General features: G+C 65.4%; 14 protein-coding genes. 5 read left to right on the top strand and 9 right to left on the bottom strand.

Going from position 1 to position 14736, the window contains the following annotated elements:
• Positions 1–73: 73 nt before the first annotated feature.
• From QGV55_RS03845 to QGV55_RS03855, 3 genes are all read right to left on the bottom strand, one after another.
• Positions 74–1378 (bottom strand): helix-turn-helix domain-containing protein, encoded by a 1305-nt coding sequence (locus QGV55_RS03845; RefSeq protein ID WP_281020065.1) that lies wholly within the window; start codon positions 1376–1378, stop codon positions 74–76.
• Positions 1379–1570: 192 nt separating this feature from the next.
• On the bottom strand, positions 1571–3832 hold the full coding sequence (gene ptsP, locus QGV55_RS03850; protein ID WP_281018176.1) for a phosphoenolpyruvate--protein phosphotransferase: 2262 nt from the start codon (positions 3830–3832) through the stop codon (positions 1571–1573).
• A gap of 135 nt (positions 3833–3967) precedes the next feature.
• Positions 3968–4378, bottom strand: coding sequence for a PaaI family thioesterase (locus QGV55_RS03855; RefSeq protein WP_281018175.1), 411 nt, complete (start codon positions 4376–4378; stop codon positions 3968–3970).
• 212 nt (positions 4379–4590) lie between these two features.
• Here QGV55_RS03855 and QGV55_RS03860 point away from each other — a divergent pair, with 212 nt between their 5' ends.
• The 4 genes from QGV55_RS03860 to QGV55_RS03875 all read left to right on the top strand — a co-directional run bounded on the left by QGV55_RS03860 (position 4591) and on the right by QGV55_RS03875 (position 8121).
• Positions 4591–4770, top strand: coding sequence for a hypothetical protein (locus QGV55_RS03860; protein ID WP_281018174.1), 180 nt, complete (start codon positions 4591–4593; stop codon positions 4768–4770).
• Positions 4771–4835: 65 nt separating this feature from the next.
• A complete protein-coding gene (locus tag QGV55_RS03865; RefSeq protein ID WP_281018173.1) occupies positions 4836–6533 on the top strand; it encodes an extracellular solute-binding protein in 1698 nt (565 codons plus the stop codon).
• Positions 6533–6952, top strand: coding sequence for a secondary thiamine-phosphate synthase enzyme YjbQ (locus QGV55_RS03870; RefSeq protein ID WP_281018172.1), 420 nt, complete (start codon positions 6533–6535; stop codon positions 6950–6952). Before QGV55_RS03865 ends, QGV55_RS03870 begins: the two co-directional genes overlap by 1 nt.
• A gap of 47 nt (positions 6953–6999) precedes the next feature.
• Positions 7000–8121, top strand: coding sequence for an adenylate/guanylate cyclase domain-containing protein (locus tag QGV55_RS03875; RefSeq protein ID WP_281023710.1), 1122 nt, complete (start codon positions 7000–7002; stop codon positions 8119–8121).
• Positions 8122–8129: 8 nt separating this feature from the next.
• Here the strand turns inward: QGV55_RS03875 and QGV55_RS03880 are convergent, their stop codons facing one another.
• From QGV55_RS03880 to QGV55_RS03890, 3 genes are all read right to left on the bottom strand, one after another.
• A complete protein-coding gene (locus QGV55_RS03880) occupies positions 8130–8552 on the bottom strand; it encodes an acyl-CoA thioesterase (RefSeq protein ID WP_281018170.1) in 423 nt (140 codons plus the stop codon).
• Positions 8553–8646: 94 nt separating this feature from the next.
• Positions 8647–10107 (bottom strand): ATP-binding protein, encoded by a 1461-nt coding sequence (locus tag QGV55_RS03885; RefSeq protein WP_281018169.1) that lies wholly within the window; start codon positions 10105–10107, stop codon positions 8647–8649.
• Positions 10086–10814 carry a response regulator gene (locus QGV55_RS03890; protein WP_281018168.1) on the bottom strand — a complete coding sequence of 243 codons (729 nt, stop codon included), beginning with the start codon at positions 10812–10814 and terminating at the stop codon, positions 10086–10088. Before QGV55_RS03890 ends, QGV55_RS03885 begins: the two co-directional genes overlap by 22 nt.
• Positions 10815–11010: 196 nt before the next feature.
• Between QGV55_RS03890 and QGV55_RS03895 the strand changes: the two genes are divergently transcribed.
• On the top strand, positions 11011–11523 hold the full coding sequence (locus QGV55_RS03895) for a Spy/CpxP family protein refolding chaperone (RefSeq protein WP_281018167.1): 513 nt from the start codon (positions 11011–11013) through the stop codon (positions 11521–11523).
• A gap of 113 nt (positions 11524–11636) precedes the next feature.
• Here the strand turns inward: QGV55_RS03895 and QGV55_RS03900 are convergent, their stop codons facing one another.
• From QGV55_RS03900 to QGV55_RS03910, 3 genes are read right to left on the bottom strand one after another with little or no spacing between them, the layout of a single operon-like run.
• Positions 11637–11960, bottom strand: coding sequence for a transcriptional regulator (locus tag QGV55_RS03900; protein WP_281018166.1), 324 nt, complete (start codon positions 11958–11960; stop codon positions 11637–11639).
• A 6-nt stretch (positions 11961–11966) separates the two neighbouring features.
• Entirely contained in the window at positions 11967–12296 is a 330-nt protein-coding gene (locus QGV55_RS03905) for a type II toxin-antitoxin system RelE/ParE family toxin (protein ID WP_281018165.1), read from the bottom strand.
• 43 nt (positions 12297–12339) lie between these two features.
• Positions 12340–14730 carry a DNA translocase FtsK 4TM domain-containing protein gene (locus QGV55_RS03910; RefSeq protein WP_281018164.1) on the bottom strand — a complete coding sequence of 797 codons (2391 nt, stop codon included), beginning with the start codon at positions 14728–14730 and terminating at the stop codon, positions 12340–12342.
• Positions 14731–14736 lie beyond the last annotated feature (6 nt).

The following is a 14736-nucleotide window of genomic DNA, read 5'->3' on the forward strand; positions in this document are numbered from 1 at the left end:
GCAGGTCAGCCTGCGGCTGCATTGTTACGACATGGGGTCGCAACAGGGGAGGGGGAAGCGACGCAGATTGTCGCTAACGCGTTCCGGCGTTCTTCAGCAGCCAGTCCGGATCCAGCGCCAGGTTGTTCTGCGCATCCGACAGCCGCCCGACGGGGCCCAGGTTCCTGCCATCGACGATGAGCTCCAGGCCATTGACGTTGTCGCTGCGGATCAGCAGCCCGTCCAGGTCCGGTGCGCGATACTCATCACCCGCCTGCAACACGCGATGCGGCAGAACCGTGCGACCCCCGGCCTGCTTCACGAAGATCTGCGCACGGTCGGTGGCACGGATGATGATGCGCGCATCCGTATTGGCAACGCCGAAGACGCGCGGGACAGATTCCGCGCGCGGTGCTGTCGGCGGCAGGGGCGGCGGGCCGAGCGCGGCAATCTGCGGCACGACCGGCTCACTGGTCGCCGTGTTCTCGACAGCCGGTGCGGTCTCAGCCACAGCCTGCGTGCCGTCTTCCTGTGCCTGGCCGACAGGTTCAGACGCAATGGAACGATTCAGGGGCGCCGTGTCGACGTCAGTCAGCGGCGCCGATGCCTCGGAACGGGGAACTGTTGCCGGTTCTGTTTCCGTCACCGGCGGTTCCGCCACAGTGATGTCTCTGGCGGGTGCCGCCGCGTCGGCAGTCCCGACCGGCGCCGACTCCGTCCTGGCATCGGCGGCATTCGCGGCCATCAGACTGCCGGAGTTCTCTTCGGACACCGAATTCCCGTCGTTGGTGTCCCGAGACTGCCCCGCGACTGCCTGGACCGTGGTGGCGGCCTGCTCCGGAGCGGCGGTCGTCGGCGTGGCGGTGACCGTCTGGACCTGTCGGGCAATGCTCTCCGGCACCTCCGGCACGATATCGACCGTCTGCTGATCTTTCCCCTGCAACACGAACCAGCCGCCATAGACAGCGGCCCCCAGCAGGACAGCGACCAGCAGGGTTGCCTTGCCGGGGCGTCGGTTCTCGTTCTGCGGTACGGGGAACTCCAGACGGCGGCTGTGACCACCGGTCCCGGCCTCGTCCTTGAACATCTGGACGCAGACATCGCCGTCAGCGCCCAGGAATTCGGCATAGCTGCGCAGGAAACCGATGGCATAGATGCGCCCCGGCAGATCGCCGAAACGCCCTTCCTCGATGGCTTCCAGATAGGCAACGCGAATGCGCAGGCGGTCCGAAACCTCGGACAGCAGCAGGCCGAACCGGTCGCGCTCCGCCTTCAGTTCGGCGCCGACCCCCCGATAGACGCCGTCACCACCGCTTTCGGCCGCCTCGACCTCATAGAGGTTCAGTCGACCTTCGCGCAATGATCGATCGTCGGCAATCTGGCGACCGCTGTCAGGCATGGCGCAATTCGGCTCCTCAGGGGCAGGGTGTCCCTGCTGCAACATTCCAGATGCAAATGCGTGAGATCGGCGGCTGGCTCCTGCCAGTCTGCGAATCGATCTTTCGCAGTGCACCATCGCGGTTTCTTAGCGAACTTTGGGGGACAGTAGAAGGGAAATCTGGCGGGAAAAGGGCAGTTTTTCAGGGGGGTTTCAGGTTTTCACGCCGTGCCGGGCGGCAAAGGCCTCGAACATCGGGCGCAGACTGCCTTCGTTGCGTTCGCCCATGCGTGACATCTCCTGCCGCAGCGCATTGGTGTCCAGGGAGAGGATCATCTCCTTGACAGCGCCAATCGCGTTCGGACGCATCGACAGCTTGCGGAACCCCAGCGCGACCAGAACCATGGCTTCCAGGGGCTGGCTGGCCATCTCGCCACAGATCGAGAATTCGACGTGATGCTGCTGGCACTGCTCCGAAATGCGGCGCAGTGAAGAGATGAAGCCCGGGCTGAGCGTGTCGTACCGTGAGGCGACGCGCGGATTGCCGCGATCGGCCGCATACATGAACTGCATCAGGTCGTTGGACCCTATGGAAACGAAATCGACGCGCGGCAGCAGGGCGGGCAGACGCCAGACCAGTGCCGGAACCTCCAGCATGACGCCGACCTTCAGGGTGGCCGGCCCGGCGCGTCCCCGTGCCCTGGCCCATTCGACCTCCCGCATCAGCACGGCCCGGGCGGCCTCGAATTCGGCAATGTCCGCAATCATCGGGAACATGACACGCAGTTCCCGACCCTCCGCGGCGGCGAGCAGGGCACGGAGCTGCATCCGGAACAGCGCTTCCTGATCCAGTGAGATACGCACGGCGCGCCAGCCCATGGCCGGATTGGGCTCGGGGTCGCGCTTCAGGTAGGGAAGCAGCTTGTCGCTGCCCACATCCAGGGTGCGGAAGATCACCGGGCGGTCACCGGCGGCGTCCAGTACATGCTTGTAGTAGGTCGCCTGCTCCTGCATCCGCGGCAGGCGGGAGCGCACCATGTAGTGCAGTTCGGTGCGGTACAGCCCGATTCCGTCGGCACCGGTCTCGTCCAGATGCCGCAGGTCCAGCAACAGTCCGGCGTTGCAGTGGAGTTCGACCTTCATGCCGTCCCGCGTGACCGCCTCCACATCGCGCAGCGCACGGCGGCGGGCCTGCACTTCCTGCTGCATCGCCTCGGTCTCGCCGAAGGCATCGATGACATCCTGATCGGGGCGGACGAAGACCTGATCGTGATCGCCATCGACGATGACGAGGTCGCCCGAATTGATCCGGTCCGTTGCCCCGGTGCAGCCGCCAATGACGGGAATGTCCAGGGCCCGGGCGACAATCGACATGTGGGATCCGACGCTGCCCTGTTCCAGGATCACGGCCCGCAGCTTGGTCTCGTCGAAGTCCAGCAGTTCCGCCGGTCCCATGTCGCGTGCAACCAGGACCACGTCGTCGGGCAGATCGTTTTCCAGCGCATTCACATCGGCGTTCAGGCGATTGAACAGCCGGTTGGCCAGATCGTCCATGTCCGCCAGCCGGGCGCGGATATAGGGATCGGGAATCCTGCGGAACCGCGCCCGCGTCTGGTCGTGGGTCCGCTTGACGGCGGCCTCTGCGGTCAGGCCCGTATCGACGGCCTCCCGCATCCTGCGCTGCCAGCCGGGATCGTGGGCGAACAGGCGAAAGGCCTCCATGACCGTACGCGACTCGCCGGCGGCGATGGCCGGCTGGGACAGCATCTCGTCGATCTGGTCGTGAACATCGCGGATGGCATTGTCCAGCCGGATCAGTTCCTCCTCCGGGTCATCGGCAACGGTCTGCCGAACCGTGATGTGCGGCGTATGCAGTACGGCGTGGCCCTTTGCGAAACCGTCGGCGAGACTGTGTCCGGCCATGCGTGTCGGGCGGCTGTTGCCGGCCACGGACTCAGCGGCTGTCTCCGGCGGCACCAGCGCGCCGGAGGCGATCATCTGGCCGAACACCAGCGCCAGCATCTCCAGCGCTTCCTGTTCCTCATCGTGATAGTCGCGGGCGCTGATGTTCTGCACCACCAGCACACCAAGTACCCGGTCGGCATAGAGGATCGGCACGCCCATGAACGACGTGTAGGCGTCTTCGCCGGTCTCCGGTCGCGGTTCGAATGCCGGACTGGAACGGGCGTCGCGCAACCGCACGGGCAGGCTGGTCTCGGCGACATGTCCGACCAAGCCGACACCGGCCTCCATGCGGGTGATGCGGATTGCTTCCCGTCGCAGGCCTTCGGTCTCGAACAGTTCCAGCGCACCGTCGGCCCGGCGGATGTAGACGGAGCAGACTTCCGCCCCCATGTTGCGCGCGACCAGACGCACCACCTCGGCCAGGCGCGCCTCGGGTGGCTCTGCCGACTGCATGATGGCTCTGAAGTCACTCAGAAGCTGTCGTGACTGCGCCGCCGCATCACGTTTCATCCGATTGCCCCCCACGGGCTGTCATGCGGCCAGGGACTGCCCGCATGTCGCTGTCTCTTCGGTCACTGGCGTCTGATGCTTGTCCCACCCCGTGAATGCAACATCAAATGTGGATTTCAGATGGCCGGTCACCATTCAGGCACCAAGTATCTTCCAGACGCCCGAAGATTGCAGCACCGGTGTTTCATCAACCCACAACCTGCCGGTCACGAAGACCAGGCTGCGGGTCTGTCGCACGATGTCGCCCTTGCCCTGCATCCAGACGCCTTCGCGTACGCCGGAGAGGAACTGGTTGTCCAACTGGATGGTCGCGGTGGTGGCACCGCCGATGGCGTGATGGATCGTGCGGCCGAGCAGATGGTCCATGAAACTCATCAGCATTCCGCCATGCACGACGCCGCGCTTGTTCAGGTGCTTCTCCGCGATCAGGACGCCGTACGTGGAGTCTCCCCCCGCCTCATCGCGAACCCAGGTCGGGCCGATGTGACCGCTGAAGGGACCCTGACCCGTAACCTGCACGAACCCGTCCGGCACCAGATGCTGCATGTGTAGTGTCTCCGTTCGATTGATTGCTGCGCGTTCTTATCACGTGGTTCTCCTGAATGTCGCGGCAGCCTACGATGCGGTCATGATTCGTGCCCTTGCCCCGATGATCGACCGTCCTTGCCATTCCCGGCTGACCGGCCGGGATGACCAACCATTAACGGTGAGGATGCTATCCTCCTGTCTGCTTGCCACCAGAGGAAAGGGCCAGAAACATGTTCGATCTGCCGGTTCTGATCACGGAGACGGAGGCGGGGTTTCGCCTTGCGGTGATGGTGAACGAGGATGTCGTCATCTCCCGCAGCATGTCACGCGCCGACCTGGAGCAGCTGAAGGTGCGCATCAGTGCGGCGCTCGGCGACGATGGCAGAACCTTCGCCGACTGGGATTCCTGACACTTCTGCTCGCCACCCTTGCCGGGACCGCCCCGTCGCTGGCCGAGCCCGCACACGCGATCTCCATGCACGACCAGCCGAAGTATCCGAAGGGCTTCAGCCATTTCGGCTACGTCAATCCGGCCGCACCCAGGGGCGGCACGCTGCGGCTGGCAGCGACGCAGGGAACCTTCGACAGCCTGAACCCCTTCATCTTCAAGGGGCAGGCTGCGGAGGGCTGGCGCCTGGTGTTCGAGGCACTGACCAAGCGTTCGCAGGACGAGCCCTTCTCGCTCTACGGTCTGGTGGCGGAGTCCATCGACATGGACCCGTCGCGGCGCAGCATTGCCTTCACGCTGCACCCGGATGCCCGCTTCGCCGATGGGGAACCGATCACGGCGGAGGTGCTGCTCTGGTCGTGGCAGACCCTGCGCGACAAGGGGCGGCCCAATCACCGACTCTATTACAGGCAGGTGGCGCGGACGGCGGTGGATGGCCGCAGGGTCACCTTTCATCTGGGCAGCGGGGAGAACCGTGAACTGCCCCTGCTGATGGCCTTCATGCCGATCCTGCCGCAACACTGGTTCGAGGCGAATGGCTTCGACCGGACGACCTTGGACGCCATTCCGGGCAGCGGTCCCTACCGCGTGGCGGAACTGGAGCAGGGGCGCACGATCACCTACGCCCGGCGGGAGGACTACTGGGGGCGTGATCTGGCGGTCAATCGCGGCGACAACAATTTCGACCGCATCACCTATGAGTTCTTTCGCGATCAGACGGCCCGGTTCGAGGCACTGAAGGGCGGGCTTTATGATGTCCGCTTCGAGCTGGATCCGGCCCTGTGGGCGGAGGGGTATGACTTTACGGCCGTGCGCGATGGCAAGCTGAAGAAGCTGGAACTGCCGCTGGAACGGCCCGTCGGCATGCGCGGGCTGGTGTTCAACAGCCGACGGGCACTGTTCGCCGACATCAGGGTGCGTCAGGCGCTGGGTCTGGCCTTCGATTTCGACTGGATCAACCGGAACCTGTTTCACGGCTCCTACGCGCGCAACGTCAGTTACTTCCAGAACAGCGACCTGGCTGCCGACGGGGTGCCGTCGGAGGCGGAACTGGCGCTGCTGAAACCCTTTGCCGGGCAGGTGCCGGAGGCGGTCTTCGGTCCGGCTGTGGCGCCACCGGAAACCGAAGGGCGGAGTGGTCTGCGCCGCAATCTGCGCCGGGCCCAGACGCTGCTGGCGGAAGCCGGATGGACGGTCGGCACGGATCAGGTGCTGCGCAATGCCGAGGGGGCCGCCTTCGCGTTCGAGATCCTGTTGCATGATCCGACCGATGAGAAGGTGGCGCTGAACTTCGCGCGGGGACTGAAACGGCTGGGGATCGAGGCCACCGCACGGACCGTCGACCCGTCGCAATACGAACGCCGCCGCCAGGGCTTCGACTACGACATGATCGTCAACCACTGGTACCAGTCGCTCAGTCCGGGGTCGGAGCAATGGTACTACTGGGGTCAGGCCGCCGCGGAACAGCCCGGCAGCCGAAACTATGCCGGCGTCAGCCTGCCCGCCGTCGACGCCATGGTCGGCGCGCTGACCGCCGCCAGAAGCCGTGCCGAACTGCGGACCGCTGCCCGGGCGCTGGATCGCGTGCTGCGGGCGAGCCATCTGGTGGTGCCACTCTACTGGCAACCGACCACGCGCATGGCTGTCAGTGCCGACCTGCGCCGGCCCCCGGTGGTTCCGGTCTATGGTCCGCTGCTGACAAGCTGGTGGCGGGGGGCGGAATGATGCGGCAGGCCCGGACCGAACTGACCTTCGAGACCCAGGGACGGGGGCTGCAGGAAATCACCCGGACTGTTGCCGACTGGTGTCGGGCGACGGGCATCACGGACGGGATGCTGACGGTCTTCATCCGTCATACTTCGGCGTCGCTGACCATTCAGGAAAATGCGGACAGGGATGTCCTGCATGACCTGAACAGGTTCCTCGACAGGCTGGTACCCGACGACACCTCCCTCTACCGGCATGTGTCGGAAGGCGCGGACGACATGCCGGCCCACATCCGCAGCGCCCTGACCGCAACCAGCCTCAATATCCCGGTGGCGGACGGCAAGCCCCTTTTCGGCACATGGCAGGGGCTTTATGTGTGGGAGCACCGGACCCATCCGCATCGGCGGCGGGTCGTCCTGCATCTGATCGGAGAATGATGTCCAAGGGAAAGCAGATATCTGCCTGGTTGCTTGATCAGGGGCGCATGGCGGAGGACACGGTGGCCCTGCTGCGTGGCCTGGTCAGGCAGATGCAGGTGGTGGGGTTACCAGTCGCGCGCATGACGCTGGGACAGCGGACGCTGCATCCGGAGATCGTTGCGCTTGGCTATGTCTGGAATGCGGATGACGACGAGGTCGAGATCAGTGAGCTCGGACACGAAACGCATCAGACAGCCGACTATCTCGTCAGTCCGGTCCGGGTCATCCTGGATGGCGGGGATCAGGTCCGATGCCGCCTGGAGGGGGATGACCCCGACCTGGAATATGCCTTCCTGGAACGTCTGATGGAGCAAGGGTTCACGGATTATCTGGCCTTGCCGGTGCCGCTGACGGACGGCAAGCGCAATCCCATATCCTTCGCCATGCGCCGCAAGGGTGGTTTCACCGATACGGACGTCGATGATATCCGGGAATTCCTGCCGATCTTCGGGCTGTTGAGCGAGATCCACAGCAGCCGCAGGCTGGCGAGCAACCTGCTGGACGTCTACCTGGGCCATGGCACCGGCGAACGGGTGCTGGAGGGCGCGATCCGCCGGGGCTTTGCCCGGCGCATTCCGGCGGCGGTGTTCTTCTGTGACCTGAGAGGGTTCACGGCGATGTCGGAGCGCCTGCCGCGCGACTACATCATCCATGTCCTGAATGACTATTTCGGTGCGGTCGGGGATGCCATCGATGCGGCGGGCGGCGAAGTCCTGAAGTTCATCGGTGATGCCGCGCTGGCCATCTTTCCGGTGGACGAGGCGGACGGTACCAGAGGGGCCTGCAACCGGGCGCTGGGTGCCGCCCATGCTGCCATCTCGGCACTGGAGACAGTGAACGAGCGGCGCAGGTCGGAAGACAAGCCGGATCTGGTCAGCAGCTTCGGACTGCATGTCGGAGATGTCTTCTACGGCAATATCGGCGCCACGGGACGGCTTGATTTCACGGTGATCGGTCCGGCCGTGAACCGCGCCGCGCGACTGGAAAAGCTCTCCGCCGAAATGGCGGAGCCGATCCTGGTCACGTCAGCCTTCGCGGAGGCTGCCGACGGCGAATTCCGTTCCGTCGGCCACCATCCGCTGAAGGGGATCGAGGATGAGGTGGAAGCCTTCGCGCCGATCCCCTGACCGGCCTGTCAGGGCTCCACGAGCAGTGCGTCGATCAGCGGCCAGGTGTCCTCGCGCAGGGGCAGGGACTTGCGGGCCTCCAGATCGAAATGGATGGTCGTGACCTCCAGGGTCGCGGCAAGGGCGCCGGTCTCCGTATTGGTCATCCGGTGCATGCCCACCAGCGACGTGCGGCCCCGCTTCACGATACCGCTCTCGATCGCCAGCAGGCTGCCGACGACCTGTTCGGCCTTGTATTCGATGACGTGCTTCACATCGACGAAGCCCAGCCGCTGCTCCCCCATCTCCGCCCACTTGTAGCCGCAGGCAGACAGCAGGTGACCCGCTGCCTGATCGAAGAAGTGGATGTAGTACATGACATTCATGTGGCCCATGTGATCGCAGTGCCACGGATAGATCGTTCCCCGGAACGTTTCGGTCCATCCAGCCATCGTTGATCCTCCCCTGTAACTGAATCGCTGGGCCATTCTGGTTCACGCGCGACGCCGGGTCACCAGTGGAGCTGCCATGTGTCCTGCCCGGGGCTCAGGCGCTGTCGATGGGCAGCCACGCGGTCGCCGCCAGCCCGCCCTCCGGCCTGTTGGCAAGCGTCAGCTCGCCGCCCAGCCTGCGGAACACGTCGCGGGCAAGCGCGAGCCCCAGTCCCGAGCCGCCGGTTTCCCGGTTCCGCGAGGTTTCCAGCCGGTAGAAGGGCTGGAAGACCTTGTCCAGCTCACTCTCGGGCAGTCCCGGTCCATTGTCCGCGACGGTCAGGATGGCCCGTCCGTCCTGCTTGGACAGGTTGAGCGCAACCTCGCCGCCGCCATAGCGCAGCGCGTTCTCGATCAGGTTGCCGACTGCGCGTTTCAGGGCCACGGGGCGACCGTCCACGGGCAGGCGGTCCGGCCCCTCGAAAGCGACCTGTCCGCCCTGCGCCGCCGCATCCTCCGACAGGTCGCGCAGCAGTCCGGCCAGATCAATGCGCCGGATGGCCTCCGTCGCCTGGTCACCGCGAATGAAGCCGAGGGCCTGATCGACCATCTGCTGCATGTCGTCGATGTCGCTCACCGCGCGCTGCTGCTGGTCGGGGTCATCGATGAACTCGGCCCGCAGGCGCAGCCGGGTGAGGATGGTCTTCAGGTCATGGCTGAGGGCGGCGAGCATCAGCGTCCGGTCGTCGATCAGCCGCTTGATCCGGGTCTGCATCCGGTTGAAGGCCACGGCGGTCTTGCGCAGTTCCCGCGATCCGCTTTCCGGCAGGGGCGGGGCATCCACGTCCAGACCCAGCCGGTCCGCCGCCTGGGCCAGTTCCCGCAACGGACGCGTTGCCCGGCGCGCGGCCCAGATCGCAAAGACGATGATCAGCAGGCAGGTGAAGGCGATCCAGAAGGTCCCCCTGACGGCCCAGCGGTAGGCCAGGCGGTCTGTCGAGACAAGGAAATGAACCCAGACGCCGTCGTTCAGGGTGGTGGCAAAGATCAGCTTGCGGCGGCTGGGCAGCAGGTCGGGTTCCGGCGGCCCGTCCAGCGCACGGGCGCGGTCAGGTCCATCCCGGTCGAGACCGGGCCTGCCGTCGCGATCCCCTGCGTGATCCTGATCGTGGTCCTCGTCCCGGGGCGGCACGATCACCAGCGGGCGACCGCGCAGGGCAGGCAGGTTGCGATCGACGAAGCGGCGGATGCCACGTTGCATGTCGCCGTGAAACTCGTGGTCATGGTCCGCACCGGGTGGTGGCCCGGGGCGTATGCGCACGCCCAGCGTCGGACCCGAAATGACCCGCGCCAGCGCCTGCCGCTCTGCCGGTGCCGTACGGTCGAGCAGGATGACGATCTGCTCCGTCCGGCGCGCGGTATGATCCAGCAGACGACGCGCCGTGTCCGCCCGGTCCTTCGCGTACCAGCCGATGGTGATGGCCAGCGCGATGGCCAGCAGCAGCATCAGGACCAGCGCAAGCCGCCCCGCCACGCCGCCGACATGCAGGCGGTTCAGGAAGCGGTGACGTCGCATGAGAAGTAATAGCCTCCATGCCGGACCGTCTTGAACATGCGCGGGTTCTTCGGGTCCTCACCCAGCTTGCGCCGCAGGCGGCTGAGGGCAACATCGATGGACCGGTCGAACGGGCCCAGCGACCGGCCAGTGGTCAGGTCAGCCAACTGGTCACGGCTTAGGATCTGCTGCGGACGCTCGGCGAAGGCCTCCAGCATGTCGAACTCCCCGGACGTCAGGGTCACCAGCGTCCCCTCCGGATCACGCAGTTCCCGCGCGGCGAGATCGATCTGCCAGCCCTCGAACGTCAGCACACGCGGGCGTTCGCCGCTGCCGCCGTCCTGCTCCGCCGTATCGCCCGTGCGGCGCAGCACGGCGCGGATGCGGGCCAGCAGCTCGCGCGGGTTGAAGGGTTTGGGCAGATAGTCGTCCGCGCCCACCTCCAGTCCCACGATCCTGTCCGCTTCCTCCCCCAGCGCGGTCAGCATGATGATCGGGGTCTTGACGCCACTGCCGCGCAGGCGACGGCAGATGGCAAGTCCGTCCTCCCCCGGCATCATCAGGTCCAGGACCAGCAGGTCGAAACGGCCCGTGGCAAGCTTCGCGTCCATCTCCCGCCCGTCGCGGGCGGTGTCGACGCGCAGTTCGTGGCGGACCAGAAACCGCGCCAGCAGGTCGCGGATTTCCCGGTCGTCATCGATGATCAGCAGATGCGGTGTCCGTTGCATGCCTCTCAATATAAGACCCGGAGCCTGCGGTGCGGCAGCTTTTCGTAACTGCTTGTAACCATCCGGTCAGGTGTTACCGACCGTTACCGAACGTTGCACCCGGCGGGTCGAAGGGCGCGCATCAATGGCCCATGTCTGGGGGGCGCCGGGATCATCCGGCAGACAGATCAACGACCTCGGACAAGGAGATGAGGAAATGAACAAGCGTCTCAAGATCATGCTGGTGAGCGCCGTTGCTGCGGTGGGTGTCACCGCCGGTGCCGCGGCCCTGCATGCCCAGTCCGGTGACGGCTACGGCCACCACGCGCGCATGGGCGGACACCACGGCGGCATGAAGTATGTGTGCAGCAATGGTCAGGAGCGTCTGGAGGATGTGATCATCTTCGCCGACATCCGCCTCGGCATCCGCGATGACCAGCAGGCGGCCTGGGACACCTTCGCGGCGTCGGTTCGCGACGGCGGCAAGGAACTGCTGACGGCCTGTGACAGCATGGAGGTCCTGCGCGGCGGCTCGGCGCCCGAACGGCTGGCCGAGATGGAAGGCGTGATGGAAAAGGCCCTGGGCGCGCTGAAGCAGATCCGCACCTCCTTCGACCCGCTCTATGCCGTGCTGGATGAAGACCAGAAGGCCACCCTGGAACGCCTGACCCGCCGGGGCCATCATGGCCACCACGATGACGACCGGGACGAGATGCCCCGCAAGGGCTGATTGGTTCCCGCTGACCTTGATTGAAGGGCCTCCTTTCCAGGAATGGAAACGGGGCCCTTCTGCCTGTTCAAGCTGCAACGGGCATGTGTGGTTCCGTGATCGGAAGGTACGATCTACCCAGTACGCTTCGCGGAGACATGAAGGCTGATGCCCTCCACGGATTCCAGATATGACAGGATCGCGAACAGGTTCTCGGCACGGGGGTTTCCGTCGGGACCAAGCATCCGCATCAGGCTCTTCGGATTGCGCTGAACCCCTTGCCCCAGCGCCTCGAAGCCGACAGTTGCATTGACATAGTCCCGCAGGATGATCTTTCCGGCATCAACGTCACCAGCAAGGAATGTATCCACAGCCTCGCGCAGCAAGCCAACACGAAACTCGGGGTCGCGCGATGCGCGTGCCATGACGGTAGTGCGGAAATCTCTCGTGAGAGGCATGGCTGCTTATCCTCTGTCCCGTCTCGCCAGATAGTCCGACCAGAATGCCCGCGCGCGCGAAATATCGGCTTGCTGGCGCCGTTTCGTTCCGCCGGTCAGCAAAATCACGATCCTTGCGCCATCCTGACCGAAATAAATCCTGTATCCTGGCCCGAACGTCAGGCGACGCTCCAGTACTCCACCGCCCACGGGTTTGATGTCGCCCATGTTGCCCGCTTCCATCCGTGCGATGGCTGTGCGGATCTTCAGCGCAGCTTGACTGTCGAGTTCATCGAACCATTGCGCGAAGGGGCTGCTACCATCGACAAGTTCGTAGAGGGCAATTTCGAACTTCATTATGGTAACATATTTGTTCCCAATTGCAAGCGCTCAGCCGACTCTACTCCTCGTCCGGGTTCCGCAGCAGGACCTCGCGTTTGCCCTTGTGATCGGGTTCGGAGACCATGCCCTGGGCTTCCATCTCGTCGATGATGCCGGCGGCGCGGTTGTAGCCGATCTTGAGCTGGCGCTGGATGAAGCTGGTGGAGGCCTTGCCGGCGCGGGCGACGATCTCGACCGCCTCGTCGAACATGGGTTCGTCGATGGAGCCGCCGCTGGCCGTGAAGCCTTCCTCCTCCTCATCGTCGCGGGTCACTTCCTCCAGATATTCCGGACGGCCCGTCTTGGAAATCCACTTGGCGATGCGCTCCACGTCGCTGTCGGAGACGAAGGGGCCATGCACGCGCAGCAGCCTGGTGCCATTCGGCTGATAGAGCATGTCACCCTGACCCAGAAGCTGCTCCGCCCCCTGTTCGCCCAGGATCGTGCGGCTGTCGATCTTGGAGGTGACGGAGAAGCTGATGCGGGTCGGGAAGTTGGCCTTGATCGTGCCGGTGATGACATCGACGGAGGGCCGCTGCGTCGCCATGATCAGATGGATGCCGGCGGCGCGGGCCATCTGGGCGAGACGCTGGATCGCGCCCTCGATGTCCTTGCCGGCCACCAGCATCAGGTCGGCCATCTCGTCCACGACGATGACGATCTGCGGCATGGGGGAGGAGTCCAGCTCCACATCCTCGAACACCGCCTCGCTGCTCTCCGGATCGAAGCCGGTCTGCACCCGCTTGGTCAGGTTCTCGCCTGCCGACGTGGCTGCCGCCAGCCGCTCGTTGAAGGCTGCGATGTTGCGCACGTTCAGCTCCGACATGCGGCGATAGCGCTGCTCCATCTCCTTCACCGCCCATTTCAGGGCGACGACCGCCTTCTTCGGATCGGTGACCACGGGCGTCAGCAGATGCGGAATGCCCTCATAGACCGAGAGTTCCAGCATCTTCGGATCGATCATGATCATGCGGCACTGTTCCGGGCGCAGGCGGTAGAGCAGGGACAGGATCATGGTGTTCACGGCCACCGACTTGCCCGATCCGGTGGTGCCCGCGATCAGCAGATGCGGCATCCGCGCCAGATCGGCGTAGACCGGCGACCCGCCGATGTCCTTGCCCAGGGCCATGGTCAGGGTGCCGGGGCCGGTATGGAACTTCTCGCCGGTCAGCATCTCGCGGAAATAGACCACTTCCCGGGTGCTGTTGGGCAGTTCGATGCCGAGCGCATCGCGGCCCGGCACCACCGCGACACGGGCGGAGATGGCACTCATGGAGCGCGCGATGTCGTCGGCCAGGCCGATCACCCGCGATGACTTGGTGCCCGGTGCGGGCTTCAGTTCGTAGAGGGTGACAACGGGACCGGCGCGGACATCGGTGATCTCGCCCTTGACGCCGAAGTCGTCGAGCACGCTTTCCAGCATCCGTGCATTGGCCTGCAGTTCCTCGTCGCTGGCCCGCTCCGGGTAGTCGGCGGCGGTGGGTTCGTAGAGCAGCGAGAGCGGCGGCAGCAGATCGCCTGCATCCTCCAGATCCGGCTCGGGCTCCAGATCGAGCTCGGGCTCCACCTTGCGGTCCTTCGGCGCGGGCTTCGCCTTGGCCTTCCGGGCCGGTTTCCCCGCCGGGGCCGATGTCCGTTTCGGGCTGTCGGCTGACGGCCTGATCGTCGGTTCGGCCCGCTCCTCGGCGTCCTCCCGCGGTGCCCGCTTCAGTGTTGGCAGGCTGATCCGGGGCAGCCGGAGGCGAGGCAGGCTGGGAAGGGACCATGACCGCGCCTTGCGCTGCGCGACAGTCTTGCTGCTGTTTCGGTTGAAGGCCCTGGCAATCATCCAGGCAAACGGCGCGCCGAACCAGTGCAGCGGAATGGCCGATGCGGCGACCAGCAGGCCCAGTCCCAGGAAGGTGAAGCCCGCCGCAAGCGCGGTGTAGCCCAGGGGCGGCAGTTCGGGAACCATGAGCACCAGCCCTGAAATCCAGGTGCCCACGAGGCCGCCCGTGACCAGCGGCTCCAGTGCCATGTCCGGTGCCCCGAGGGCGAAGCCGGTCGCCGCCAGAATCCCGCCCGTGATCCAGGCAAGCCCGCGCAAGCGCAACCGGCTGGCGCGCTGGTGCACGACCTCCCGCACACCATGACAGAGCGGTATGGCGAACAGCAGCAGGGAGACCGGACCCATGATCTGCAGGGCCAGATCGGCGATCACCGCGCCCGGCAGGCCCAGCAGATTGGTGGCCGGGGTGCCGGTGGCAACGTTCCAGCTCGGGTCCGCGGGGTTGTGGGTCGCGACCGCAGCCAGGGCGAGGGCGGACAGGGCAATCACCAGCAGACCGGCGATCTCCTGCAGGCGGCGACGCAGGAAACGCTTCAGTTCCGGCGGTGCGAAACCCATTCGTGCACGGGCGGTTCCTGCCATGATGCT

Source organism: Minwuia sp. IMCC3009, from assembly GCF_029909415.1.
Lineage (GTDB): Bacteria > Pseudomonadota > Alphaproteobacteria > Minwuiales > Minwuiaceae > Minwuia.

What these genes read in the sequence shown, in the direction of transcription:
- QGV55_RS03845 (WP_281020065.1), bottom strand. Translation starts at nt 1,378, where the DNA reads ATGCCTGACAGCGGTCGCCAGATTGCCGACGATCGATCATTGCGCGAA.
- ptsP (WP_281018176.1), bottom strand. Translation starts at nt 3,832, where the DNA reads ATGAAACGTGATGCGGCGGCGCAGTCACGACAGCTTCTGAGTGACTTC.
- QGV55_RS03855 (WP_281018175.1), bottom strand. Translation starts at nt 4,378, where the DNA reads ATGCAGCATCTGGTGCCGGACGGGTTCGTGCAGGTTACGGGTCAGGGT.
- QGV55_RS03860 (WP_281018174.1), top strand. Translation starts at nt 4,591, where the DNA reads ATGTTCGATCTGCCGGTTCTGATCACGGAGACGGAGGCGGGGTTTCGC.
- QGV55_RS03865 (WP_281018173.1), top strand. Translation starts at nt 4,836, where the DNA reads ATGCACGACCAGCCGAAGTATCCGAAGGGCTTCAGCCATTTCGGCTAC.
- QGV55_RS03870 (WP_281018172.1), top strand. Translation starts at nt 6,533, where the DNA reads ATGCGGCAGGCCCGGACCGAACTGACCTTCGAGACCCAGGGACGGGGG.
- QGV55_RS03875 (WP_281023710.1), top strand. Translation starts at nt 7,000, where the DNA reads ATGGCGGAGGACACGGTGGCCCTGCTGCGTGGCCTGGTCAGGCAGATG.
- QGV55_RS03880 (WP_281018170.1), bottom strand. Translation starts at nt 8,552, where the DNA reads ATGGCTGGATGGACCGAAACGTTCCGGGGAACGATCTATCCGTGGCAC.
- QGV55_RS03885 (WP_281018169.1), bottom strand. Translation starts at nt 10,107, where the DNA reads ATGCGACGTCACCGCTTCCTGAACCGCCTGCATGTCGGCGGCGTGGCG.
- QGV55_RS03890 (WP_281018168.1), bottom strand. Translation starts at nt 10,814, where the DNA reads ATGCAACGGACACCGCATCTGCTGATCATCGATGACGACCGGGAAATC.
- QGV55_RS03895 (WP_281018167.1), top strand. Translation starts at nt 11,011, where the DNA reads ATGAACAAGCGTCTCAAGATCATGCTGGTGAGCGCCGTTGCTGCGGTG.
- QGV55_RS03900 (WP_281018166.1), bottom strand. Translation starts at nt 11,960, where the DNA reads ATGCCTCTCACGAGAGATTTCCGCACTACCGTCATGGCACGCGCATCG.
- QGV55_RS03905 (WP_281018165.1), bottom strand. Translation starts at nt 12,296, where the DNA reads ATGAAGTTCGAAATTGCCCTCTACGAACTTGTCGATGGTAGCAGCCCC.
- QGV55_RS03910 (WP_281018164.1), bottom strand. Translation starts at nt 14,730, where the DNA reads ATGGCAGGAACCGCCCGTGCACGAATGGGTTTCGCACCGCCGGAACTG.